This is a genomic window from Brevibacillus halotolerans, assembly GCF_026891775.1.
GTDB lineage: Bacteria > Bacillota > Bacilli > Brevibacillales > Brevibacillaceae > Brevibacillus_B > Brevibacillus_B halotolerans.
This window is the reverse complement of record NZ_JAPTNK010000001.1, coordinates 441030-465644: the sequence shown is the minus strand read 5'-3', so window position 1 is coordinate 465644 and position 24615 is coordinate 441030. Positions and strand designations below refer to the sequence as shown.

Genomic DNA, 24615 nt, shown 5'->3' with positions numbered 1-24615 from the left:
TTACAAAAAGCGTGCGAGTGTGTGACACTCCAACACGCTTTTTGCTGTTCGTTTATTGTTGTACAGGGCCTGCTTTCTTAGCTTCCCTAGTACCGTCTACTAGCTCATTCATAACCTGTGCTAGCTGGCCCGCTTGTTCACGGCGTTCGTACAGCTTAACACGATCATAGAAGCTCTCATCGCGTTTCGGACTAGCCCCGTTCTCCTTTTGCTGTTTCCAATTCTGATACAGATGTAGATACGCTCGCTTCATCGCTTCCTTATCAGTGGGATTGGCTACCTCCCCTAAACCAAAGCGTTGGATGATCTCCGTCGCCTCACCTGGCATATTTAACGCTAAAATAGGCTTACCAACCCCCATGTATTCATAAAGCTTACCAGGGATATAGGCTCCTGCATCAGGAGTCACGTCTCCGATCATCAATAGAGCATCTGCACCACTCATCAGGCCTAGTGCTTCTTTATGAGGTAGATTGCCTAGCACTCTGACTACTTTCTGCAAACCAAGCTGCTCTACGCAATCTCGATTTTCTGTATAGCCCGGATAGTCAAAGACCCCTGCAAATGAAAGACATATCTCCTGTTGGTCAACTAGGCCTTCATCAATCAGTTCCTTGATCGCACCCAGCAATAAACGTGGATTGCGTTTCTGATATAAAATACCTGCATAAGCGGCATGAAACCGATCGGGTGCCGTATGTGCAGGAGTCAGCTTTGCAAAATCGGCTTTGTCAAAGCCATTATAAATGAGCTCCATTCGGTTTGCGGTAGCTGGATATTTCGTTTGGAAATTTTCAGCAAATGTAGCAGTGACTGTTGTAATAACATCAGCTTGCTTCATGACCTTTGCTTCCATTCGCTCTTCCAGACGCTCACGCCAAGCAATACCTGATCGATGCATATTTTGAGTCCAAGGATCTCGGAAGTCTGCAACCCATTTACAGCCGAACTCTGCTGCTAACTTACGAGCGACAAGGTGGTTTGTTACGGGACCAGATGTAGAGAAAATCACATCAATGCGGTGCTTGCGCATGATCTCACGCCCCATCTTCAAGGCCTCAGGATACCACAATATTTGATCATCCGGGATAAGCAGGTACGGCTTTATTTTTTTGGCTGTTTGAAATAATGTGCTCTTAAGCCTTGCCACCAAGGAAGGCTGAACGCTTTCCTCAGTCTGTTGTCTTGAAGCTAATGCTACATTTTCTGCTTTTGTGACAGCTCTCTTGCTGTCGTCTTCCTCTTGTTCTTTTACACGATCAGAATTCGAATCGGATACATTATTTCTTCCCATAGGATTACTGGAGGCCTGCTTAGTAACAGCTTGCTTACCAGACGATGCTTGCGTATTGTTTGCTGGTTTACGGAATTTCGCAGTCAGCTCCTTTGCTCGATGGATGTGCACATCTGTAGGAACATCTGCCAGTAAACTAGGATCAAGGGTAGCATGATAGCTCGGGTCCGCAGTAAGCACATGTACACCCCAGCCGAATTCCCCTAGATATTTAGCCATTTTAAGCGGACGTGGAACACCACCGCCTCCAATTGGTGGAAATATATACGAGAGTATTAATACATTATGTCGCTTGTCCATATCTATTTTCCTCATCCTTATTCACGTTTCTAACCCAATTATTCACTTGCTAAAGCGAAAACAAGTCTATAAAAAAATGTCACGTTTACCATACCATAAGTACGGTCATATTGCGAATCACCGCTTCATCTGGTATATTTGAAATGGTCTGTTGGAAAGGTTCGGGTGGATTACATGACAAGCAAACTACGTGTCCTCCACGTAATCGGCGGTGGAGAATTTGGTGGAGCTGAACAGCATATTCTCAATCTGCTTACTTCTTTTTCTAAGAAGCAAGTAGAGGCAGCCGTCGTATGCTTTTACGATGCGTTATTTGCGAGAAAATTGCGTGAAGCTGGTATCAAAGTGACAACATTACATACATATGGACGCTTCGATTTCCGTATTTTGCAGGGATTAAAGCAGGAAATTATCGCTATGAATCCAGACATTGTGCATACGCACGGAGTTAAAGCTAACTTTTTGGGAAGATTGGCGACTCGTTCATTGGACTGCACAACATTTACCACAGTCCATAGTAATTTAAAATATGATTATGTGAGTCCACTAGCTTCTTTTGGCGCAACTCTTATGGAAAAACAAACACGTCGCTGGACGGATCACTTTATAACGGTAAGTAAGGCACTCCAAACCGTTTTAATAGAAGATGGCATCCCACAAGAAAAAACAAGTGTCATTTTTAATGGAATGGATATTACCCCGTTCCGTATCGAAAATAAAGCAGAAGTGCGTGCCACACTACGTGAAGAGTGGGAAATCCCCACCGATGCGTTTGTATTTGGAAACGTCGGGCGTATCGTTCAAATCAAGGGACTTCCTTATTTACTTGAAGCTTTTGCTCAGGTGTTAGCTAGCACGCAAAACCATTCTAATCTTTATCTAGCTATAATCGGGGATGGTGTAGACCGCCCAGCTCTTGAAGATCAAGCACGTCAGCTTGGAATTGCTGAGCGAGTTCGCTTCGTTGGATTCCGTACCGATGTCCCTCGTTGTCTTCAAGCATTAGATATGTATGTGCACGCAGCGTTGTACGAAGGACTAGGTTATACGATCGCTGAAGGAATGGCTGCATCTCTACCTGTAATAGCTACAGATGTCGGAGGTGTAGGTGAATTTGTCATTTCAGAAGAAACGGGGCTGTTAGTTCCACCAGCTCAAGCGGGCGTTTTAGCACAGGCCATGCTCAGACTTTGGCAGGATCATGAGCTTCAGCTACGCTTGGTTAACAACAGCACTGAAATGATCGACCGTGAATTTACAATTGAGCAAATGGCGGAACAAACGATTCACCTTTACAAGCAAAAACGAAAGCCATAATCGACAAAAAATCGATCATGACTTGAAATAACGTAAGCATCCATGCTTATCCCCATCATTAATTTGCAAAAACGACTTCTTCCCGTCCAGCTAAGGGAATAAAGTCGTTTTTTCTTTGTTTCATTGTCTGAATCCTTGTACAATAGAAATGGAACTACATAGAAAGGTTGTGCGTAATCGTGAAAGTATTTATATCCTGCGATATGGAAGGAATCTCGGGCATTACCGATCCTACTTATATTAACCCCGAAACAGGCAGTAATTATCAAAGAGGCCGTGCTTATATGACTCACGATGTGAATGCTGTCATTGAAGGTGCCATAGCCGCTGGCGCTACTGAAATTTTGGTAGCAGATAGCCATGAAAATCTTAATAACATTCATTTGGAGGATTTGCATCCACAAGCTCGCCTACTACGCGGAACCCCACGCGATCACTCTATGATGCATGGCCTAGATGAAACCTATGATGCCGTTTTTTTAATTGGCTACCACACCCGTCACGGCGTTCCAGGGGTTCTTAGCCATACGATGTCACGCGTAATTAAAAACATGTATATAAACGGTCAAGTTGTAGGCGAATTTGGCTTTAATGCCATCTATGCCGGTTTATACGGCGTACCAGTCTGCCTGGTATCTGGAGACAACCTCATCGCGGAGGAAGCTCTAGGGCTCATTCCTGACATCCAGACCGCTATCGTTAAATATGCAACGTCTCGCACTTCCGCAATCTGCCTTTCGCTACAAGAAAGCCGTGAAATTCTGCAAGAGCAAGCAAGCCTAGCTTTGCAGCGTTGTAAGGAAATAGTCCCGCTTACTACAGAGCTGCCACTTGAATTAAAAATAGAATTCTCTCATTACGGCCAAGCTGAAATGGCCGCAATTGTTCCAGAAACAGTAATCATTCCGAACACCACGGAAGTTACCTACTACGCAAAAAATCAGTCTGATATGTATAAAACCATGCGTGCGATGATGAACTTAGCTAGTTCAGTTCCTTTCTGTTAACATCGCTCTTTGCTCTTTGCTCCTAGCTCCTAGCTCCTAGCTCCTAGCTCCTAGCTCCTAAAGATACAAAAACGTCCTGCCCCCTTCATCAGCTATGACTGGGACAGGACGTTTTTTATATGCTTTTCCTTGGCAAAACTTTATCTACATTCTAAATTCGCTTCACTTTCACTTGCTCATCAAGCGTACGCGGAATTCGGTTTTTTAAATCTAAGACCACAGGGGATGACGCCATTTTTCCAGTTACCTCAGCCCAATCAAGCCCGATGAACTCTTGCTGCATCGCGGCTAGCACCAAAGCATCAGCTCCAGATACAGCAGCTTCTAGGCTGTCTTTTTTATGAGCATATGGCGTATGGACAGCAGGATCGTAAGAGGTAACCTCTACCCCTTTCGCTAGCAATAGCTCAATAAAATCATGCACAGGACTAATGCGATCATCATTGGAAAAATCCTTCATAGCTAAGCCAAACACAGCTACCTTACTGTCAGCCAAACGTTTACCAACAGATTGTAGTGATTGCTCCAGCATGTCAACCAGCACAGACGGAATGCCATCGTTAATTTTACGTGCAGTAGTCAAAAGCGGTAGGTCAACATGCAGCTCCTTTGCTTTTGGAGCCAAATAATAAAGGGCATTCGGCAAACAGTAACCACCTACACCAGGACCTGGCGTTAATAAATTGACGCGAGTATGGGTATTAGCAACCTTAATTAATTCAAAAACATCAATATCTGCTGCTTCCGCAAATCTTGCAAACTCTTGAACCATCGCAATATTAACGTCACGCTGAATGTTCTCAATAACCTTGGAGGCTTCTACTACACGAATATCTGTAACAGTAATCTCTGTCTCACTAATAAAGGAAAGCAATTCTTTACCTTTGGCAGCACTCGCTTCATTAATACCGCCTAATGCTAGAGGCATATGGATAAACTCCTCAAAAGCCCGTCCTTCTGCAATACGTTCGGAGCAATAGCTAAGATAGAACTCCTCGCCTGCCTTCATGCCGCTTGCTTCTTCAAGTATTGGCTTCACCACTTCTTCCGTTGTTCCAGGAATCACAGTACTGCGAATCATGACATGATCGCCCTTTTTGAGTTGGCTTCCTAATGTTTGAGCAGCACTTTTTAAATATTGCAACTCAGGATCGCCATTTTTAACCGGGATACCTACTGTTACGATATAGTGGTCAACCTGTTGTTGTGCTTCCTCATAGGAAGTGGTGGCATGAAAACGACCTGCCTCCACCTGTTCTTGTAAAATTTCTGGCAATGTCTTGCCTTTATATGCTTCCAGATGGTGAGATTTTCCTTCGTTTGTTTCCTTTACAAGCTGTTTGGAAACATCGATTCCGACTACCTTTGCACCTTTCATCGCGTAGGTTAGCGCAAGTGGCAAACCTACAAAACCAAGGCCTACAACCGCGACACGAATAGGATGTGTCATAATAATCTCCTCTTTCCTTTGTTTCTCCACGTATATATGCTACGTATGTAGTAACTACGATAGATAGTAAATTCCTAACCCCAGAAAAACAAGGCCGCAAATAAACAACACTTTGTACAGTTTATCCAAATTGCTGCCCCCTCACTATGAGAGATTCTTTCTACCCTTCTCAAAGCCATATTATACCCTGCCTAACGTAAAAAGGACAGCCATTCACAAAAATTGCCGTCCTGATCACGCTTTGAATTAATTTCATGAATTCTTACATGTAAAGTCTTACCAGCAAGAATTATACCTACACCACCAAGCTAGCTCCGATGATGTATGAAAAACCGATGGATAGAAACATGGAAATCAGCCCGATTGCGCGGTTATCTCGCTCGATTTCATGATCGATTTTTAGACTTGGCGTCATGAATTCAAAGATAAAGTAGGCAAGTAACATCAATAAAAATCCGTAGCTAGCATGTAAAAGGGATGCCCCTAGCTTCTCATGCTGCTGAATAGAAAACCGGAAAATATTAGCAATCCCAAATATCTTCCCACCTGTTGCCATAGCTACAGCAAGATTTCCCTTTTTTAATTCGATCCAGACCCGATACTTTGTAACCAATTCAAAAATAGAGATAAACAGGATCATTGCAAGACCTGTCACAGCAAAATAGGTAGCTGTGGCCAGATACGTATTTTGAAATAAGATCGCCATAAAAGGCTCTCCTCCCCGCTATTTCAATTCTACAATGGTAGCGCCCACGCCGCCTTCACCTTGGCCACCTAAGCGGAACGATTTCACACTGCGATGACGGCGCAAAAATTCATGAACACCTTTGCGCAAAACTCCTGTACCATTCCCATGAATAATGGATACCTTGTGGAAACCTGATAATACCGCATCATCCAGATAACGATCTATTTCTTGAATACTATCCTCTACATTGTAACCGCGTAGATCCAGATCTAATTTAACGCTATTAGCTTCTCTCTTAATGGTCGTGTACTGTACCGGTTTCTTCGGCTGTACTGATTCCTTCACCACATGCATATCGTCTTTTTTGACTTTCATTTTAATGATGCCAAGCTGAACTAAATATTCAGTGCTAGATACCTTATCCAAAACGGTTCCCTTTTGTCCAAAGCTATCTACCATCACCTCGTCACCAATCTTGATTTGAGTGGCGCGAACTGCTTTGGCTGGTTTTTTCACCTTTTCTTTTTCCAGCTCCAGCACTGCATTTCCTAACCGCTTTTTAGCATCAATGAGACGGTGTTCTTTAAAATCAACGCCTTCTTTGCGCATCTGACGCAACTCACGAATAATTACTTCCGCTTCCTCACTGGCTAGTTGCACGGCGACACGCGCTTCTTCCTCCGCTTTTTCTAGCAAGCGATTTTTTGCCTCAGCGAATTGACGACGCTCCTCTTCTAATTGCTGACGTAACTCTTCTGCTTGCTTGCGAATATTTTCAGCGTCTTCACGTTCTTTTTCTGCCGTTTTCTTATTGGATTCCAGAGAGGCAATCATTTTCTCAACCTGATTTTCCTCTTTAGACACAGAGCGGCGAGCTTTATCGATGATTTGCTCATTTAGACCAAGACGTGATGCAATCGCAAATGCATTCGAACGCCCAGGAACCCCAACCAGTAATCGGTAGGTTGGACGTAGCGTCTGTACATCGAACTCTACACTGGCATTCACTACCTCTGGAGTATCATATGCATAGGCTTTTAACTCACTATAATGCGTTGTAGCTACTAGCCTAGCCCCTTTGGCTAACACATGATCCAAAATGGACATTGCAAGCGCTGCGCCCTCTGTAGGGTCTGTTCCTGCTCCTAATTCGTCAAACAGCACAAGGCTTTTTTCATCCATTTGATCTAATATGCGGATGATGTTAGTTAAATGACTAGAAAATGTAGATAAACTCTGCTCAATGGACTGCTCATCGCCTATGTCTGCAAAAATAGATGAGAAGACTGCCATCTCGGTTTCTTCTTGTGCTGGTATATGAAGACCTGCCATTGTCATTAAGGACAATAAGCCCAATGTTTTGATGGATACAGTCTTACCCCCAGTATTGGGACCTGTGACTACAATACCTGTATACCCTTTACCCAATTCTACATCTAGAGGAACGACTACCTTTGGATCAATCAGCGGATGACGTCCCTTTTTAAGCAAAATATAGCCTTCTTCATTTAAATTTGGACTAATGGCTTTCATGCTGTATGCTAACTGCGCCTTTGCAAAAATAAAATCAAGCTCAGCTAACACGGAAAGATTCTCCAATAACATCTCCACATGATCTGCTACTAGTACGGTTAACGTATAAAGAATGCGTTCCACTTCATGTTCTTCTTTTAATCTAGCCTCGCGCAGCTTGTTGTTCATCGACACAATCACTTCAGGTTCAATGAATAATGTAGCCCCTGATGCAGATTGATCGTGTACAATACCGCCAAAATGTGAACGATACTCCTGTTTAACTGGAATAACAAAACGATCTCCGCGTATGGTTACAATATTTTCCATCAGCATTTTTTGTGTAGATGAGGAACGAGTCATTTGGTCAAGTTTTTCGCGAATCCGTGCTTCAGAGCTTCTAATCTCCTGACGAATCTGACGCAATTCAAGACTGGCGCTATCGACTACTTCACCGTTATCATCAATACAGCGTTTTATTTCCGTTTCTAGGTCCCGAAGGCCCTCAATTCTATCTACCAGGCTTTGCAAAATGGATAGCTCATGCTCCTCGGAAATATCAGTAATAAACTGTTTAAGACGACGTCCCGCATGCAAAGTAGTAGCAATATCAAGAAGTTCCAGAGGTGCTAAGATCGAGTTCAACCGAGCACGCTGGATTGGCCCACGGATATTGCGAATACCACCCAAAGGCACGCTTCCTTTAACACGTAATACCGTGCTTGCTTCCTCTGTTTGTCTTTGTGCATGACGAACAGCATCTATATGATTAAAAGGCTCAAGTGACTCAGCCAGTTCTCGTCCGAGCTCTGATGTGGTTTTCTCCATCAGCATGGCGATGATTTTGTTAAATTCCAGCGTTCGTAAAATCCTTCGCTCCACGTATGCTGCCCCCTTCTTATCTAATCATTTTATTATACCATGTCGTGCTATTAAATTTACAAAAAACCATTTCATGAAAAATCCAATTCTATTTGGATAGGTTGCCCATTGAAATAATTACATGCTATTTGTTGTACATACTTTATTTCCTAGTAAGCCAAAATGAAAACGTACACCTATCCTACTACAAGGAGGACTCGTTAATGAGTTTTATGCGTCACGTTATTCGCTTTATCGTTGCTGCAATTGTTCTGATGTTCGTCGGCTTCCTGGTACCGGGCTTTGCCGTAAACGGTTTCTGGACTGCCTTGCTTGCAGCAGTTGTTATTGCCCTTATTGGTTGGGGTGTCGAAAGCATTTTTGGTGATAAAATCTCTCCCTATAATCGTGGGATTGTCGGTTTCATCGTAAGTGCTATCGTCATTTACCTAACACAATTTTTGGTACCGGGTTTCCGCGTTACTGTGCTTGGCGCCTTGCTTGCTGCTTTAGTCATCGGTATTATTGACTTGTTTATCCCAATTAAAAATAAGATGGATATGCGCAACGGTGACTAATGAAGCCTACTGTAAAGCAATGCCTGCTTGGAAAACAACACATACTCGCATGTTTAGCAAAAGAGACTGCCCATGGCGGTCTTTTTGCATGCTGATGCTCATCTCGCCTGCGGTATATGAAAGGGCTGTTGAGAAATTATCTCAACAGCCCTGTAACTTCATACGGTCTATGTTGTATGTTTATCATTTGAAGGCATTTTACTGGCATCTTCCTGGAGCAGTCTGAGCAACTCCTCATACTCCTGTCGCAACCGGAAATATTCGTCAGCAATGTTTACTGAGCTTAATACAGCAATTTTAGCCGTATCTAGCCGAAAGTTCCCCTGTGCGATTTCTTTCATTTTATCGTCAACATATCTGGCTACCATCCGCATGTGGCTACTACTAGCCTTCCCGCTCAGGCGATACTGCTGACCATAGATTTCGACTGATAAACGATTTTTCCCATCTTCCTGCACGGAGTCTTCCTCCTTGAATAGCCCGACTATACGCTCATTACTACTAGGTTACTGAAAATGACTGTATTCGTCAAGGAATTTGATGGAGGTATTTACTAGGAACGTAATTCTGCTCCTACCTTGGTCAATGCTTCAATCACTTTTCCGGTGATCTCTTGCACTTCTTCATCCTGCAAGGTTCTCTCTGAATGGCGATACACAATAGAGTAAGCTACACTCTTTTTGTCAGAAGCGATACGCTCTCCTGTATAAATATCAAACAAGGTAACTGACTCAAGCAATTCCCCTGACTCTTCACGAATGATTGCTTCTAATTGTGCTACCGGCAAGCTACGTTCTACCACTAACGCTAAATCACGAGTAATAGCAGGGAATTTCGGAAGTGGTTTGTAATCAGTAAGATCTGCCGCGAAGCTGAACAGTTTTTGTAAATCAAATTGGAATACATAAGTTTCATCCAAATCATGATCCTTCTCTGTCTTAGGATGAAGCTGTCCCATATAACCGATCACTTCACCTTCAACGATGACATCGGCTGTACGTCCAGGATGCATTCCTTTGCGATTTTTATTCGCGGAATATGTTACAGCAAGAGGTTTTACTCCTAAACGGCTAAACAAGGATTCAACCAGCCCTTTCACCGTGTAAAAATCAACAGGAGCTTTTACACCCATCCAATTTACTGGCATCCACTGACCTGTTACAAGGCCACCCAGATACAAACGTTGCTCAGGTTGTTCTGTTAATTGTTCTTGTTCGGATAAGAAGACATGGCCTAATTCAAAGAAAGCTAAATCTTGGTTTTGTCTATTCTTGTTATACGTAGCCGTTTCTACAAGGCTTGCTAGCAAATTGGTACGTAATACGCTATGCTCTTCACTAATTGGCATAGCTAGTGGCACAGGGTGTAGATTACGTTCGTCTTGCAATCCGCTAAATTGTGCCAGTTTATCAGGATGCAATAATGCATAAGAAATTGTCTCAGACAGTCCAGCACCAATTAAGTGATGACGTGTAATGCGACGTAATTGCTGTTCTTTGGTTAACCCGCCTTGGATTGATTCTCCAGTTGGCAATGTTACCGGAATTTGATCATATCCATAAAGGCGTGCAACTTCTTCAATTAAGTCCTCAGGTAGCGTAATGTCGCCACGGCGAGTAGGAACCGTTACAGTGAATAATGTTTCCTCTGCTTGCTCTGTCTGGTCAAATGTAAACTGTAAACGAGTAAAGATTTCTGCCACTTGTTCTTTTGCAATACTTGTACCTAGATGTTGATTAATTTTTGCAAGGGAGACAGAAACCACAGCAGGTTGGTTTACCGTGATGGTTTGTTTAGCTACCCCTTTCGATACCTTGGCATGGGCTAGCTTTTGAATTAAGTGTGCAGCGCGATCGGATGCAACAGAAACACGTGATTGATCCACGCCCTTCTCCCAACGAACACAGCCTTCTGTACGCAGATTCAGCATTTTAGATGTACGGCGGATAGAAGCTGGCGTGTAGTAAGCTGATTCCAAAATAATCTCCTTCGTATTGTCGACGATCTCGGAGTTCGCTCCTCCCATTACGCCGGCGATACTCAAGCCTTTTTCTTTGTCAGCAATAACTAATGCTTCTGGATCAAGAGTACGTTTTTGATCATCTAGCGTGGTTAGCTTTTCATTTTCTTGTGCCAAGCGAACAATAATTTGTTGATCGGATACTTCTTTGGCATCGAACGCATGCAATGGCTGTCCGTATTCTAATAATACGTAGTTGGTAATATCCACTACATTATTGATTGGACGAGTCCCTGCTGCCATCAGACGATTCTTCATCCATTGTGGTGCGCTTGTAATCACTGCGTCAGTGAAGTGTCTACCTACAAATTCATAGCATTGCTCGCTAGCTTCAATTGCAACCGTAACAGGATTTGCTTCTCCATCCTCTGTTACTGATGTATCTGGCAATATAACCTCACGTCCATAAAGCGCTGCTACCTCGTAAGCAACTCCTAGCATGCTTAAACAGTCAGAGCGATTCGGGGTCAAGCCCAATTCCAACACGTAATCATTCAATCCTAAATACTCAATCGCATCTGCACCCAGCTCAGCATCTTCTGGTAAAACGAGAATACCTTCCTGTTGGTCCTTCGGAAGCAATTTATCGTTTAATCCTAGTTCTTTTGCTGAGCAAATCATCCCTTGGGATTCCACACCGCGAAGCTTAGATTTTTTAATTTTAAAGTTCTCAGGTAACACTGCACCGATCATCGCTACTGGAACTTTTTGTCCTTGTGCCACATTTTGTGCCCCACAGACAATTTGTAATAGCTCCTCTTGACCTACATCTACCTTTAGAACGCTTAGACGGTCTGCATCAGGATGCTTTTCACGTTCCTGAACATAACCGATAACAACACCTGTTACACCTTTATTAAGGGATTCAACACCCTCAACCTCAATTCCACTGCGAGTCATTTTTTCCGCTAATTCCTGCGGTGTTATATCTGTTAGATCGACATATTCTTTTAACCATTGATATGATACTTTCATTGCTTACATAATCCCCTTTCTTTGGCGAACCGACTAGGAACGGTTAAATTGACGTAGGAAACGCACATCATTTGTATAGAAATTACGAATATCCTCAATACCATACTTCAGCATTGCAATGCGCTCTACTCCCATACCAAATGCAAAACCGCTAACTTCCTGCGGATTATAGCCTGCCATTTCAAGAACGCGAGGATGAACCATTCCAGCACCCAAAATCTCAATCCATCCCGTTTGTTTACAAATACGGCAACCCTCTCCATGACAGATTACGCACTGAATATCTACCTCAACGCTTGGCTCTGTGAATGGGAAAAAGCTAGGACGAAGACGAATTTGCTGGTCTTCTCCAAACATTTGCTTAGCAAATGTGAGCAAGGTTCCTTTCAAATCACTCATGCTGATGTCTTTTCCAACCACAAGTCCCTCAATTTGAGTAAATTGGTGGGAATGTGTCGCGTCATCATCATCGCGGCGATACACTTTTCCAGGGCAAATGATTTTAAGTGGCGTTTTTCCTTCTTTTTTTAGCATGGTACGAGCCTGTACAGGCGAAGTATGCGTACGCAATAACAGCTCTTCTGTGATGTAGAAGGAATCCTGCATATCGCGTGCTGGATGTCCTTTTGGCAAATTGAGCATTTCAAAGTTGAAATGATCCAGCTCCACTTCAGGTCCCTCTGCTACTTCATAGCCTAGTCCAATAAAGATGTCTTCCAATTCTTCAATAATACGGGACAAAGGATGCATAGTTCCTGTCGGTACAGGACGACCTGGCAGTGTCACATCAATGGTTTGCTTATTTAGCTTCGCTTCCAGTACACGTGCTTCAAATTCCTGCTGTTTGGAAAGAATCGCTTCTTCAATCACTTGACGAACTTCATTCACTAGCTGGCCAATTTTTGGTCGCTCTTCAGCAGACAATCCACCCATACCACGTAAGATTTCTGTTAATTCGCCTTTTTTACCTAAGTATTTAACACGAAGATCCTGAAGCTCCTGTCCCTCGCCCACTTGCTTCAATAAAGCAAGTGCATTTTCTTTTAACTGTTGTAAACGCGTTTGCACAACAATCTCTCCTTTGTTTACAAATAAAAATACAACAAAAAAACTTCCTCCCTAAAAAAAGGGACGAAGTTTAATTTCCGCGGTACCACCCTAGTTAGACATCTCATTATGTCTCACCTTCGAATCCGTAACGTGGATAAACCGGTTCCTCCTACTTGAAAATTCGATTGTTACTTTGATCGTAGCCAGTTAAACCACAAGCATTTGATCACAGTTTTTCAATCTTGAGTTCAGAGGTCTGCTCATGAGGGAATTCCATAGAGATCACGTAAAAGTGCTTCCAGTCGCTTTTATACGGCACCTTTTCCCTGAACACGTCATCTGTTCTATGTACTAGTCTCAATCCTAGCATTTATGACAATTATTTTAGAATTTGCGATTAATTATACCTCACAATGGGGGTCACTTGCAAAAGAAAACCAGATAATACCCAAAAATTAGTCGCAACCACAATCTGCTTTACGTTGACGTACCGCCTCATATAACATTACACCGGTGGCAACAGCGGCATTTAACGATTCTGTACGTCCATAGATTGGAATGTGAATCAGCTCGTCTGCTTGGGAAAGCACGGAATCAGACACGCCTCGTGCTTCATTCCCAATCACTATGGCAACTTTTCCGCTATATACCGGCTCGTCATACTCTCGGCTTTGTTGTCCAAGAGCTGTTACGAGTATACGTCCGCCTGCCATTTTTATTTCCTCCGATACAGCTTTTACATCACAAGTGAATACAGGCATACGGAAGAACGAGCCCATCGTTGAACGCAATACCTTACCATTATAAAGGTCGACACTGCCTCGTCCCATTAAAACAGCATCTACACCAGCCGCCTCTGCTGTCCGCATAATCGTGCCAACGTTACCAGGGTCTTGTAATTCATCAAGAATAAGTATGAGAAAATCATATTTTCCTATTTTTTTCCATTCTGTATCCCAATCATTAGACCGCATTTTCACTTCTGCTACGATTCCTTGCGGTGTCTTCGTTTCAGATAATTTACTCAACACGACATCCGTTGTAGATATGCATTTGACAGGGTCAGAGAATGCTTCAAGCGCTCTCATCACTGTAGCAGGCAAACCTTTGCCCTCGTCAAATAAGAGCGTCACCACTTCCATATTTGACAATAGAGCTTCCTCCACCAAATGCTCTCCTTCTATGAGGAAACGCCCTGCCGCTTCTCGACCTTTTTTAGTTTGCAATTCCTTCAATCGCTTTACGAAAGGATTTTGCAAGGATTGTATATGTTCTACTTTCATGTATTTATGCCTTCTCCTCGAATTCTTTCAAATCCATATTATGACCAATAACCACCAATACATCGTCATGCTGCAAAACAATGTCTGGACCCGGGGAAATGTTAAACGATTGATTACTCTTAATAGCAATAACGTTTACCCCATACTTGGCACGAACGTCAATGTCGCGTAGAGACTGTCCAACCATCGAATGAGATACGACGACCTCAGCCACGCTATAATCTTCAGCAAGCTCGATAAAATCCAGTACATTAGCTGATATTAAATTATGAGCCACACGTATTCCCATATCACGCTCAGGGAAAACCACTCGATCAGCTCCGACCTTATATAGAACCTGCCCATGACGCTCGTTTTGGGCTTTTGCTACAATTTTTTTAACGCCCATTTCTTTTAGAATCAGTACAGTCAAGATACTGGCTTGAATATCAGCGCCAATGGATACAACGACAACGTCAAAGTTACGAATCCCAATTTCTCGCAATGCCATTTCATCAGTAGAATCGGCAGCAACCGAATGTGTTACATTTTGGATATTTTCATTAATACGCTCTTCGTCTTCATCGATTCCCATCACTTCATAACCCATTTCGTATAAAGCATGAGCCACACTGGAACCAAAGCGTCCCATTCCGATAACGGCAAATTGTTTTGACATGATTCAACCTCCCATTTGTCCTACTAGATTATAACATAGCGCTGAAACAGTACAAAAGGAATGTAAATGTAGCGTTCAACGAATACTAATAAAAGAGATCATCTATATTTTTGATGTAAAAAGGAGTGTTATACAGGTGAATATTAATGCGTTAAATCTTCGTCAAGCTATCATGTATAAAATGCAAGGTTCCAGCCCTGCATCCGTAGAAGAAACAATCAATGATGCGATTCAAAGTCGTATGGAAAAAACCTTACCAGGACTTGGCGTATTATTTGAGGTGCTATGGCAAAACAGCGGTTCCGATCTGCAACAACAAATGGTCACTACCATTTCCGAGCATATTCCAGCGAATACAGACTCTCCTGTATAAAGTAAGAACTTAACGCTACTTTGCTACTTCTTTTTTACCAAAAGACAATGGGGACTTGCAAGTTAAGTTACCGTTGTCTTTTTTGCATAGAAAAAAGTGAGCCTTGGTTTACAACCAAAGCCCACCTTGTTTTTACTTATTCAAAAGAAGTCAATTCGGCTACTTTTTCTTTATCTAAGCGCTTCACCAAAGCAACCAATAATTTTACCAGATTCTCATAATCATCATAATGAAGCACAGAAGCATGACTATGGATGTAACGCGTTGCTACAGAAAGCGCAATGGATGGTACCCCACTACCCGTAAGAGTAAACGCCGCCGCGTCTGTAGCCCCACCTGGAATAGAAGTTAATTGATACGGTATATTTTCCATTTCAGCCGTCTCAATAACAAAATCACGTAATTTTTGCGGTGCAATCATGCGAGCGTCATATAGCCCAATTTCAACCCCGGCACCTGCTTTGGATGGTGCATCATTTTTGCTGACGCCTGGCGTATCACCAGCGATCCCCACATCTACTGCAATACCAATATCCGGTTTTACCAAATTAGCTACGGTGAAAGCTCCGCGAGTACCAACTTCCTCCATTACAGTTCCTGCTGCATACAAGGTATTAGGGTGTTCCACACCTTGAAGCCCCTTCATTAAGTCAATAGCAGCAGCACAACCCATGCGATTATCCCATGCTTTCGCCATTAGCATTTTTGGATTTTTTAATACGGTAAATGGACACACCGGAATAATCGGATCACCCAAACGAACCCCGAATTCCTCTGCTTCTTTTATACTGGAAGCTCCAATATCCACAAACATATCTTTGATTTCAACCATTTTACGGCGCTTTTCCATTGGCATAACATGAGGCGGAATAGAGCCAATTACTCCATCTAGGAAGCCATCCTTGGTTTGAATATGTACGCGCTGTGCCAGCATAACTTGCGGCCACCATCCACCCAGCGGTTGAAATTTCAGAAAACCTTCATCTGTAATCCGCGTTACCATAAAGCCAACTTCGTCCAAATGTCCCGCGATTAGCACTTTAGGCCCGTTAGCATCGCCTGTTTTTTTAGCGATTAGGCTCCCTAAATTATCATAAGTAATTTCATCTGCGTACGGTTCTATGTATGATTTCATAACCTGACGAGCTTCTTGTTCAAAACCGGGTACACCATGAGCCTCTGTTAGATCACGTAGCATTTGTTCAGTCTTTTGATCCATATCTTTCATTCCTTTCTGCGTTGCGTGTTGTATCATACGAAATATGGTATCACATAATACCACATCACATACAAAACCCCACCATTCCATAATAAACAAAGTGGTATCAGAACACAAAAAGACGGATGCTTAGTTTTATGACGCCATAAGAGCATCCCTAAACCTACGCCCACAGCACCTCCAAGCGCAGCTAGCAAAAAAAACGTAGCCTCGGGTATTCTCCAAGAGTTATGCTTGCGAGCAAGACGTTTGTCCCATCCCATTGCACACAGCGCATAAAGATTGATGAATCCAATCGCTATTGAAATAAGCAGAAGCTGATGTAATACAACTCCAATTAACAGCATAACCAATGTTACTAGAAAAATACTATTTCTCTGGCGCTTATGAGCCTGTAATTTTTTCGGGATCACTTTTGATCCCCCTCTGGTGTTTTATTCGAACGTTTTTTAAAGCAGCAAAAGCGATAAAGAATCAAGCCTATAATTAGGGCTAGTATCACCCACAATGTGATAAAACCATAATGACGGCTCACAGCGATAATATGATCGACATGGTTACCAAAAAAATAACCTAAAAAATAGAACGCCAACGCCCAAATCAGACCAGTGGAGTAGGAATATAGCGCATATTTACGAAAAGTCATACCTCCGACTGCAACAACATATGGCACTAAATGACGTACAACTGGCAGCAAATAGCTGATAAACAGTGAAAACGTACCATATTTTTGAATGAGTGCGGTCGATCGATCTATATAAGGTCCAAATTTCTTTTTCTTAGCTAACCGAGTAAGTATAGGTGGACCTACCCAACGTCCTAAAAAAAAGCCGATAGACAGACCCGAAACCACTCCCAAATAGCCAGCAAAAAAGGCATAGTACGGATTCAAGTAACCCAGAGCAGCCACTAGTCCACCTGTTGCTACTACCAGTTCATCAGGAACAGGCAAACCCACAATGCCCAGCCACAGGAGGAAAAAGATGGCCAGATATCCATATTGTTCAATAAAATGAAGTAACACATCCACACTCATGTCCAAAGAAGCTCCCCTTTTGTCTTATCTGAGATCCAAACGTCTTTATCGTTGGTATTACGATTTACTTATCATTTTCGTTACATTCCTCATCGAATTCGCAGGAAAAGTTTAGGCAATAAAGGTTTTCGTCATGTGTAAGAACTACTTTGGGCATGGTGCAAAAATAGCAGTGTGGATCGCGTACCTAGGTCACTTTATACTACTGTCTGTTTCCTTCCGGGTACTGTCTAGGCAACTGTTTGGGGTACCGGTACACAGACGAATGTATTGGAAGCCCCTTCCACAAATGGATAATACATCACCAAAACAAAATTACCTTCAACCATTTCACCCGTTTTTATATAGTGTTCTACATTAAATGAGACATGCGCTACTGTAGTATGTTTCGCATATTCCTTTTCTGTTTCAGCGTGTAGGGCAAAATCTGCACGTAAATCTTTACGTTTACTTGCTACATTTTGATAAATCGCTTGTAATTCTGATTTGTTGATCGTATCTTCCCACCAGATTTTACGCGGCCGATATTTCTGACTTAATAAGTAATCAAACTTTAACATACTTAATGAATGACTTGTTTGATTAGGAGCTTTCCTTTCAAGAAAACGTTGGAGACGAATAAACAAATCTTCTAGCTGGTGCCCAAAGCGTCCCCAGCCTTGCTCTTCCCAATAATCGCCAAACTCTTGAAAGAAATCAAATGGCGTCGCAAAATGATGAGCAATAATCCATTCAAACGCCTTGTCCATTCTATGAGCATTCCAATATTTCTCTAAAATATCTTCCGTACGCTTAATGCGCTGCATGTCATGAAAGGAAAGTACGTTATTCCCAAGGATTTCATAGGGTGACTGATCCATAAATATATACCCATGTTCTGCAGCACGAGCCCTCACACCTGTACCTCGTAGCATTTTTAAAAAGCCTAATTGCAACTCTTCCGGACGCAAAGCAAATACTTCATTAAACGTCTTGCGGAAGGATGCATAATCTTCCTCTGGTAATCCCGCGATTAAGTCTAAGTGCTGATCAATTTTACCAGATTCTTTGATTTTCAGCACGGTATAACTTAATTTTTCAAAATTTTGTCGGCGCTGTACAAGACGATTGGTTTCGTCATTTGTTGATTGAACCCCAATTTCAAAGCGGAAAATACCTGGCGGCGCATTCTCAGCTAAAAAGTCCACTACATCTGGCTTCAAGATGTCGGCTGTTATCTCAAATTGAAAAATGGTTCCATTATGGTTATCAATTAAAAATTGAAAGATCTCCATAGCATACTGCTTATTAATATTAAATGTCCGATCCACAAATTTAATGGTTTTCACTCCATGATCTATTAAACGCTTCAAATCGCGCTTCACCCGATCTAGATCAAAATAGCGAACTCCATTTTCAATGGAGGACAAACAGTACTGACAGCGAAAAGGGCAACCGCGAGATGCTTCAAAATAAACGACACGGTTATTTAATTCATCTAAATCCTCTTCATAAGGAGATGGTAAATGGTTTAAATCCTTCGTTTGTATACGTTGCATCGAAAAACGGACACGTTCCCCATCCCGATAAGCAATACCTGGTACTTCTTTTAATAGCGGAGCGTCACCGGTTTGTTTTGCCCGGTCATAAGCCTGACATAATTCCAGAAATGTCTCTTCACCCTCACCCATTACAATTACATCAATGGCAGGATAATTTTTCATCCATTCGTCTGTATCGTACGAGACTTCTGGACCTCCTAATATAATCGGCACATTTGGACAAATCTTTTTTACATTATTAATTACGTCCAGCGTCTCACGAATATTCCAGATATAACAGGAAAAAGCAATGATATCAGGCTGACGCTTATGAATATCCCCAACAATATTAATCAAAACATCATTAATGGTGTATTCGACCAGTTCGATATTTGGATAATGAGGCTTTGCATAGCTACGCAAATACCGTAAAGCCAAAGAAGAATGAATATATTTGGCGTTAAGGGTTGCAAGTAAAATTTTCATTAGATATGGTCACTCCTTTTTCTACGCCCTTCATTATACTGTTCTGCGCAATTCTCTGACAACATGTCCTAATTCGGGCAGGATTAATTTGACCATTGCTAGTTTAACCGCTCCTGTGGAACCTGGTGTGGAAAAAATCGCTTTTCCCTTATAGGTGCCCGCTATCGCTCTAGATAGTATGGATGCGGAACCAATATCCTCGGTATAACTTAGCATGCGGAAAATCTCGCCAAACCCGGGCATCTCTTTATCAAGCAATCCTTTTACCGACTCATATGTATGATCACGAGGAGCAATACCAGTTCCTCCGTTAAGCAAAATTACATCTACCTCTGGGTGCTCTATACCTTGCTCAATTACAGCCTGTATCTGCGCTGGTTCATCTTTTACAATATAATAAAGAAGAGTGGTATGACCCGCTTCTTCCAAAAGATTTTTCATTAGTTTTCCACTTTTATCTGTTTCTTCGTCCCTTGTATCAGATACGGTGACAACCATTACCCCCACACTTTTAGGTGCAGTTGCTTTATGTTCGGTTGTGCTCATTTCATTATTCCTCCTCGGATACCTCTTTTTCAAAACGCTACAGTTCCATTGTACTCGATCATAAGCCAGATTATAGAGACAAGCAACGAAAAAACTAGATTGTAATTCCTATCATACCCTTCTTTTTCCAAGCGCAAAAGCCCGACACTTCTGTGGCACTCTAGACCACAAAGTTCGGGCTAATGGATGATAACTTACTTACATATCTCTTGCCTTGTATTCATACATAAATGAAAAGCACTTATGGCAAATCAATCAGCATAAAATAGGAGTCTTGTCCTGCTACTAGCTCCAGCTTATCCAAATCGGTAATTCGCGCTGAATCACGTCGTTCTAATACTTGTCCGTTGACCTCTACTTGTCCCTCCATGATAAATAGGAACGTTCGTCTATTCGTCTGCTGTGAGAACAAGATGTTCTTGCCTGCTTCTAAACGAGACAAATAAATAGTCATATCTTGATGGATATGTGCAACACGATGCTCTTGTTGATTAGCCGATACGACAGGCAATAAGGCATTTAGCATCGCCTTTTGATCATAAGCAAACTGTTCGTATGACGGCGTTAAGCCATACTCCTTCGGTTCAAACCATAATTGAAGCAGCTTCGCTTCCTCCGTAGTGGAGCCATTATACTCAGAGTGCAAAATACCTGTACCAGCAGACATACGTTGAATTTCGCCCGGCTTAAGCTCCTCTTCATTTCCTGTACTGTCTTTATGGCGCAGAACACCTTCTAGCATGATCGTAACAATCTCCATCTCCTTGTGCGGATGTGTTCCAAAACCATATCCAGCTTGGATGGTATCGTCATTTAGCACTCTCATGGGACCAAAGTTCATATTGTCTGGATCATAATATTCTGCAAAGGAAAAACTAAATTGTGTTTTCAACCAGCCATGATTCGCTTGGAAACGAGAATCTGATGGAAAAATTTTTATCATAGTAGCTCACCTCATAGCTTTAGTTTGTGGGTATTGTAACGATATATTCTTGTTTCCATCGTATCAAAGTAACTAACTTTTGTAAAGTAACTAATTATTTATTGAAAACAAAATGAATCGAGTCCTTTTTTGAAACTTATATCTTCTACCTCCGTATACAGAATAAATCGAAGTTTTATGTCGATTATTTTTTCATGCAAAAACACTACTTCCTATTCATATAGATCAAGGAAAATATCGAGAAAAGGAGGCATCCCATCCTTATGGCTTTATTACTAAAAATACTTTTACCTATTGGTTGCTTCTTTCTTTGTTGGTATTTTATGAGTCGTTTATTTCATCCCTTACGTGCATTTAGGCAAGCTAGACGAAAAGGTACGTTTCATTTATTAGATACGCCAAGTAATATCAGACAAAATCTGCTTTTAACGTATAAAAAGGCGGTATATGAAGGGGAAAAATACTCAGAACCAGGTAAACCCTCCCATGTAAACTGGATCGTGTTAACCTTAACCAAGCCTACTACGGAAGAACTATTGTCTTTAGACTATGAGCTAATGGAAAGCCGTTTACATGAGCATTATCCTCAAGCCCAAATACAATGGCCACCTTGCACGAAAAGGAACTCTCTTTAGGCCTTGATTGGGCCTTTTTTTATTTTGAGCTGTTTGTAGAGCACAATTACCGCTCTCCTTCTTCATGTTTATTGATCTTTTACTACTTATGCCGGACTCTTTTTTTAACGTTACATTTATTGGAATTTCGGTACTTTTTCTTATTGATGAACAATTGATTTTCTGCTACGCTTGTGAGCAGTTTCCACTACAAACCAAAGTAAGACCTTACTTTTAATGGTTATACTATCAATAACGACGTATTTCCTTAAAAGGTAATGTCAGGCAAAGGAAGAGGTTGCGATGTTAGTAAAATTAATTAAAAAATTTCATTTAAGCCCACCCAAGGTGCTCGTCTTAGGCTTTGCGCTTATCATTGCAATTGGTGCCATCTTATTAACTCTTCCTATTGCAACGAACGACGGCCATGGGCTTTCTTTGATCAACGCCGTGTTTACCTCTACGTCTGCTACCTGCGTAACAGGACTAGTAGTAACAGATACTGGAACAACTTTTACACTGTTTGGGCAACTAGTGATTTTAGCACTCATTCAAGTAGGCGGTTTAGGATTCATGACTCTTGCTACTTTTTTTGCTCTTCTTATGGGGAAAAAAATATCCTTACAACAGCGTCTCTTGTTGCAGGAGTCTCTTAACCAGATTTCTATCGAGGGGGTAGTCAGGCTTGCCAAGATGCTTCTGATCTTTACAGGCTTGATCGAATTGACAGGGGGAATTTTGCTTACACTACGCTTTGCCTTTGATATGCCGTTTGCGAAAGCTTTGTATTACGGTATGTTTCATTCCATATCTAACTTTAACAATGCCGGATTCGATCTCATGGGCGAATTCAGTAGCTTAACCAAGTATGTGAGTGATCCCATCGTTAATATAACAGTTTGTTTGCTGATTATTTTAGGCGGGATTGGATTTATTGTGATGGCAGAAGTATATGGGTATCGAGATACGAAACGATTATCATTACATACAAAGGTTGTTCTAACTACCACAGCCATTTTGATTATTCTAGGTACGCTAGCCATTTTTATCCTAGAGTTTACGAATCCCAAAACGCTACAGCCATTGTCTCCTGTTGGTAAGTTTTTTGGAGCGCTCTATCAATCTGTTACGGCTAGAACGGCTGGCTCTAATACGATAAGCATTGGCGATATGCATCAGTCGAGTTTGTTCTTTATGATTGTGTTAATGTTTATCGGGGCTTCACCTGGATCTACAGGTGGCGGTATTAAAACTACCACCTTTGCCACCCTATTAGGAGCAGTATGGGCACAAATAAAAGGGAGAGAAGATGTTATTTTCTACCGTCAACGTATTCTGCCGCATATGATTTATAAATCCCTAACCGTAACGATGACGGCCTTATTTATCGTAATTATAGTAAGTATGATTTTGACGATTACTGAGCCAGGCAAGGATTTTTTAATGATTCTCTTTGAGAGTGTCTCTGCCTTTGCAACGGTTGGTTTATCAATGGGACTTACCCCTGATTTATCTGATATCGGAAAAATTGTCATCTCCTTGACCATGTTTGCTGGACGTGTAGGACCGTTAACTATCGCCTTTGCATTAGCCCAGCGAAATCGAAAGGAATACTTCCGCTATCCAAAAGGAAAAATTATGATCGGGTAATGCGAAAAACACAAAAAGACCACTCAGAAAAACTTGTTTTCTGTAGTGGTCTTTTTTCCATTTTATTTAGCAATTGCTGCCTTCCTTAGTTCAGCAACAACCAACTGCCCCATTTCTATCGTACTAAGCGCTTCTGCTTTATTGGCTGCCAGATCACCTGTACGATGACCTGCTTCCAATACAGACCATACCGCTTGCTCGACTCGGTCTGCGGCTTCATCTAAATGCAATGAGTAACGCAGTAGCATCGCTACAGACAAGATCGTAGCTAGCGGATTAGCAATGCCCTTCCCTGCTATATCGGGTGCTGACCCATGTACTGGCTCATACAAGCCAAAGCTACCTGAAGCAAGGCTCGCAGAAGCCAGCATGCCGATAGAGCCAGTCAGCATGGCAGCCTCATCACTTAAAATGTCCCCAAACATATTCTCCGTTACAATCACATCAAATTGCTTTGGTGCACGCACTAGCTGCATGGCGCAAGAGTCAACCAGCATATGTGAAAGTTCTACATCAGGGTAATCGGTAGCAACCTGATCAGCCACCTTTCGCCATAGACGTGAGCTTTCCAATACATTTGCTTTATCCACGGAGACAAGCTTCTTTTGCCGTTTTCGAGCGATGTCAAAAGCGGTTCGTATGATGCGCTCCACTTCTTCCTCACGGTATAGTAACAAGTCCTCTGCTGTATCCTGACCATCCTCTCCGATATAGCGCTTCTTGTCACCGAAGTAGATGCCACCTGTTAATTCACGTACAACGATTAAATCAACGCCTGCCACTACTTCTGGTTTTAAAGAGGATGCTTCTAAGAGACTTTCATGCATGGTTGCAGGCCGCAAATTAGCAAACAGACCTAAGGCTTTGCGAATCCCCAGAAGACCTGTTTCCGGGCGTAAGTGGCCCGGATTCTGGTCCCATTTTGGGCCACCAACTGCACCAAGCAATACAGCATCCGCCTCTTTACATATGCGGATTGTCTCCTCAGGTAACGGTGTTCCTTCTTCATCAATCGCACAACCGCCGATTTTTCCATAAGTAAACTGAAAGCAGTGACCTGTTTGCTCAGCAACTACTTCTAATACTTTAACCGCTTCGGCAACAATTTCAGCCCCAATTCCATCCCCTGGAAGAACGGCCACATTAAAGGTTTTTGTCATATCTCGATCTCTCTCTTTCGCTTCTTAACTAACTGGTACTCCCGGTCATTTGCAATTCTCTCTCTATTTCCTCAA

22 protein-coding genes are annotated in these 24615 nt (G+C 42.1%); 6 read left to right on the top strand and 16 right to left on the bottom strand.

From position 1 onward, the window contains the following. Positions 1-52: 52 nt before the first annotated feature. On the bottom strand, positions 53-1594 hold the full coding sequence (locus O0550_RS02025) for a glycosyltransferase family 4 protein (RefSeq protein WP_258425545.1): 1542 nt from the start codon (positions 1592-1594) through the stop codon (positions 53-55). 174 nt (positions 1595-1768) lie between these two features. Between O0550_RS02025 and O0550_RS02020 the strand changes: the two genes are divergently transcribed. Both O0550_RS02020 and O0550_RS02015 read left to right on the top strand, forming a co-directional pair. Then, positions 1769-2911 (top strand): glycosyltransferase, encoded by a 1143-nt coding sequence (locus O0550_RS02020; RefSeq protein WP_258425544.1) that lies wholly within the window; start codon positions 1769-1771, stop codon positions 2909-2911. A 179-nt stretch (positions 2912-3090) separates the two neighbouring features. Further along, a complete protein-coding gene (locus O0550_RS02015; RefSeq protein ID WP_003335006.1) occupies positions 3091-3918 on the top strand; it encodes a M55 family metallopeptidase in 828 nt (275 codons plus the stop codon). Between the two features lie 151 nt (positions 3919-4069). Here O0550_RS02015 and O0550_RS02010 read toward each other — a convergent pair whose 3' ends face one another. The 3 genes from O0550_RS02010 to O0550_RS02000 all read right to left on the bottom strand — a co-directional run bounded on the left by O0550_RS02010 (position 4070) and on the right by O0550_RS02000 (position 8450). Then, a complete protein-coding gene (locus O0550_RS02010) occupies positions 4070-5368 on the bottom strand; it encodes a nucleotide sugar dehydrogenase (protein WP_258425543.1) in 1299 nt (432 codons plus the stop codon). 295 nt (positions 5369-5663) lie between these two features. Further along, the gene (locus tag O0550_RS02005) at positions 5664-6074 is read right to left on the bottom strand and encodes a DUF350 domain-containing protein (protein ID WP_003335008.1); all 411 of its coding nucleotides are present in this window, start codon (positions 6072-6074) and stop codon (positions 5664-5666) included. A gap of 18 nt (positions 6075-6092) precedes the next feature. Further along, the gene (locus tag O0550_RS02000; protein ID WP_258425542.1) at positions 6093-8450 is read right to left on the bottom strand and encodes an endonuclease MutS2; all 2358 of its coding nucleotides are present in this window, start codon (positions 8448-8450) and stop codon (positions 6093-6095) included. 203 nt (positions 8451-8653) lie between these two features. Between O0550_RS02000 and O0550_RS01995 the strand changes: the two genes are divergently transcribed. Continuing rightward, positions 8654-9007, top strand: coding sequence for a phage holin family protein (locus tag O0550_RS01995; protein WP_003335011.1), 354 nt, complete (start codon positions 8654-8656; stop codon positions 9005-9007). Positions 9008-9174: 167 nt separating this feature from the next. Here the strand turns inward: O0550_RS01995 and zapA are convergent, their stop codons facing one another. From zapA to O0550_RS01970, 5 genes are all read right to left on the bottom strand, one after another. Continuing rightward, on the bottom strand, positions 9175-9465 hold the full coding sequence (gene zapA / locus O0550_RS01990) for a cell division protein ZapA (protein ID WP_003335012.1): 291 nt from the start codon (positions 9463-9465) through the stop codon (positions 9175-9177). Positions 9466-9560: 95 nt separating this feature from the next. Next, the gene (gene pheT / locus O0550_RS01985; RefSeq protein WP_101667606.1) at positions 9561-12002 is read right to left on the bottom strand and encodes a phenylalanine--tRNA ligase subunit beta; all 2442 of its coding nucleotides are present in this window, start codon (positions 12000-12002) and stop codon (positions 9561-9563) included. Between the two features lie 33 nt (positions 12003-12035). After that, positions 12036-13070, bottom strand: a complete 1035-nt coding sequence (gene pheS / locus O0550_RS01980) for a phenylalanine--tRNA ligase subunit alpha (protein ID WP_003335014.1) — start codon at positions 13068-13070, stop codon at positions 12036-12038. A 437-nt stretch (positions 13071-13507) separates the two neighbouring features. Beyond that, on the bottom strand, positions 13508-14335 hold the full coding sequence (locus O0550_RS01975) for a TrmH family RNA methyltransferase (RefSeq protein WP_096886534.1): 828 nt from the start codon (positions 14333-14335) through the stop codon (positions 13508-13510). 4 nt (positions 14336-14339) lie between these two features. Further along, the gene (locus O0550_RS01970) at positions 14340-14993 is read right to left on the bottom strand and encodes a potassium channel family protein (protein ID WP_003335016.1); all 654 of its coding nucleotides are present in this window, start codon (positions 14991-14993) and stop codon (positions 14340-14342) included. Between the two features lie 136 nt (positions 14994-15129). Here O0550_RS01970 and sspI point away from each other — a divergent pair, with 136 nt between their 5' ends. Then, positions 15130-15366: a small acid-soluble spore protein SspI gene (gene sspI, locus O0550_RS01965; RefSeq protein WP_003335017.1), complete on the top strand. Its 237-nt coding sequence runs from the start codon at positions 15130-15132 to the stop codon at positions 15364-15366. A gap of 136 nt (positions 15367-15502) precedes the next feature. Here sspI and O0550_RS01960 read toward each other — a convergent pair whose 3' ends face one another. From O0550_RS01960 to O0550_RS01935, 6 genes are all read right to left on the bottom strand, one after another. Beyond that, complete coding sequence (locus tag O0550_RS01960) at positions 15503-16585, bottom strand: M42 family metallopeptidase (protein WP_096886535.1); 1083 nt, start codon at positions 16583-16585, stop codon at positions 15503-15505. A gap of 32 nt (positions 16586-16617) precedes the next feature. Further along, positions 16618-16998: a DUF1294 domain-containing protein gene (locus O0550_RS01955; protein WP_258425541.1), complete on the bottom strand. Its 381-nt coding sequence runs from the start codon at positions 16996-16998 to the stop codon at positions 16618-16620. Further along, on the bottom strand, positions 16995-17621 hold the full coding sequence (locus O0550_RS01950; RefSeq protein ID WP_003335021.1) for a DedA family protein: 627 nt from the start codon (positions 17619-17621) through the stop codon (positions 16995-16997). The genes O0550_RS01955 and O0550_RS01950 overlap by 4 nt, the downstream gene beginning before the upstream one ends. A gap of 230 nt (positions 17622-17851) precedes the next feature. Beyond that, the gene (locus O0550_RS01945) at positions 17852-19627 is read right to left on the bottom strand and encodes a B12-binding domain-containing radical SAM protein (protein ID WP_258425540.1); all 1776 of its coding nucleotides are present in this window, start codon (positions 19625-19627) and stop codon (positions 17852-17854) included. Between the two features lie 33 nt (positions 19628-19660). Next, positions 19661-20173 (bottom strand): MogA/MoaB family molybdenum cofactor biosynthesis protein, encoded by a 513-nt coding sequence (locus tag O0550_RS01940; protein ID WP_003338945.1) that lies wholly within the window; start codon positions 20171-20173, stop codon positions 19661-19663. Positions 20174-20414: 241 nt separating this feature from the next. Continuing rightward, entirely contained in the window at positions 20415-21116 is a 702-nt protein-coding gene (locus tag O0550_RS01935; RefSeq protein WP_258425539.1) for a pirin family protein, read from the bottom strand. A gap of 263 nt (positions 21117-21379) precedes the next feature. On the opposite strand from O0550_RS01935, the gene O0550_RS01930 reads away from it, so the two are divergent. After that, complete coding sequence (locus O0550_RS01930) at positions 21380-21751, top strand: hypothetical protein (RefSeq protein WP_003338947.1); 372 nt, start codon at positions 21380-21382, stop codon at positions 21749-21751. Between the two features lie 282 nt (positions 21752-22033). Next, the gene (locus O0550_RS01925; protein WP_003338948.1) at positions 22034-23380 is read left to right on the top strand and encodes a TrkH family potassium uptake protein; all 1347 of its coding nucleotides are present in this window, start codon (positions 22034-22036) and stop codon (positions 23378-23380) included. Between the two features lie 62 nt (positions 23381-23442). On the opposite strand, the gene leuB is transcribed toward O0550_RS01925, so the two are convergent. Continuing rightward, positions 23443-24540: a 3-isopropylmalate dehydrogenase gene (gene leuB / locus O0550_RS01920; RefSeq protein ID WP_258425538.1), complete on the bottom strand. Its 1098-nt coding sequence runs from the start codon at positions 24538-24540 to the stop codon at positions 23443-23445. Between the last annotated feature and the right edge of the window lie 75 nt (positions 24541-24615).